Annotated in this window: 1 protein-coding gene; it reads left to right on the forward strand. The window is 43.0% G+C overall.

The window, feature by feature from the left end; genetic code table 11:
• Positions 1–89 precede the first annotated feature (89 nt).
• Positions 90–1,676 carry an IS1182 family transposase gene (locus NE473_RS29900; RefSeq protein ID WP_055651307.1) on the forward strand — a complete coding sequence of 529 codons (1,587 nt, stop codon included), beginning with the start codon at positions 90–92 and terminating at the stop codon, positions 1,674–1,676.
• Positions 1,677–1,708: the final 32 nt, after the last annotated feature.

A 1,708-nucleotide genomic window follows, 5' to 3' on the forward strand; every position in this document is an offset into this window, starting at 1 on the left:
CCACCTGTCTGAGCGAGGCTGCTGAAAAAGTCCCTCTCTTTTATGCTTTTATGGTATACTAAAGAAAGATGAGGGAAAGAGGTTTTTTTATGTTAAACGAGAATAAACAAATGAGTTTTACCTACTATACTCCGCTCTACGATGAGCTGATTCCAAAGGACCATTTTTTCAGGCAGGTAAAAGAACTAATTGATTTTAGTTTTGCCAATGATCTTTTAAAAGGAAGTTACTGTGAGAAGTTTGGGAGACCGGCACGAGAACCGGAATTCATGTTAAAACTGCTTTTTCTTCAACGGCTGAAAAATTTATCTGACCGTGAAGTGGTAGAGGAAGCCTCCTACAACCTCGCATATAAATTTTTTCTCGATTTAAGCCCAGAGGAGAAAATTTGCGATCCCAGCCTGCTTTCTAAATTTCGCAGGAAACATATCGCAACGGAGTATCAGCTGAAACAGTTACTGAATGGAATTCTGGGTCAGGCGGCAGAAAAAGGGCTGTTAAAAGATGCCGCGCTGATCCTGGCTGCCACCCATACAAAATCCCGTTCTACAAAAGAAAATAATACAGAACAGCTGAAGCGTCTTACTAAAAATATCAGAAGAGTTTTATACCAGCTGGATCCCGAAATAAAAGCGCGTTTTCCCCAAAAACCCGGACCGGGTGCAGACTTCGGCCAAGAACTTTCTTACACAAAAAAGCTGATAAAAGTGATCGACAAGGAAGATCAGACCAACTGGAGTAACCGGATAAAAAAAGAATACCAGCATCTCAAGAGACATATGGAGATGATCAAAGAAGCGGAAAATTCCATGCCCAAAAAGGGGGATCAGGCCCCCAAAAAAACTTATCAAGAATCTCAGGTGGATCCAGATGCGAAGACCGGATATAAAAGTGAGAACAACAGTTTTTTCGGATATAAAAGCCATATAGCCATGACGGAGGATCGAATTATCACAGGGATTCATGTAACAAGCGGAGAAGACAGTGATGGAAAGCATTTAGAGAGACTGATTGATCAGAGCCGTGAAAATCATGTCACGGTAAAAGAAGTGCTGGCAGACTGTGCCTACGGAAGCAAGGAGAACCTGGAATATCTGGAAAAGGAAGAAATAACCGGCTATATCCGTTCGAAACAGCTGGTATCAAAGAATACACGGCTGGAACGGCAGGGAATGATCTACAATAAGGATGCGGATACCCTGCAATGCAGGGGAGGAGAGCTGGCAATCAAAAAGACCACCTCCATCGACCGTGGAGCAATCCGCCATATGTATTGGTTTGATGTTGAGAAGTGCAAAAGATGTCCGTATCGGGAAGCGTGCTATAAGCCAGGAAGTAAAACCCGAACCTTCAGTGTGAAAGAGCGTGAGGGGATCCAGAGCAAACATTTGGAGTTCGAGGAAACAGAAGGTTTCCGTGAACGGATAAAGGAACGATATAAAATAGAGGCGAAAAACGGAGAGATGAAAACAAGCCACGGAATGGAGCACTGTATCTACCGGGGGTTATTTGGTATGCAGGTACAGGCATATATGACAGGAATAACCGTAGATATCAAGCGATTCATAAAGATGTTGAGAGAAAAGGCTCCGAAAAAGCCAGGTCTTATGGTTATAAAGCTGTATTATTATCAGATAGTAAGGCTGGCTTATACCAATACATTCTTGTGTGGATAAAGCCAGCCTTTTTCAGCAGCCTCGTCTGAGCG

It is taken from the genome of Hungatella sp. SL.1.14, from assembly GCF_024460495.1.
In the GTDB taxonomy this organism is placed as follows: domain Bacteria; phylum Bacillota; class Clostridia; order Lachnospirales; family Lachnospiraceae; genus Hungatella; species Hungatella hathewayi.

What these genes read in the sequence shown, in the direction of transcription:
- NE473_RS29900 (WP_055651307.1), top strand. Translation starts at nt 90, where the DNA reads ATGTTAAACGAGAATAAACAAATGAGTTTTACCTACTATACTCCGCTC.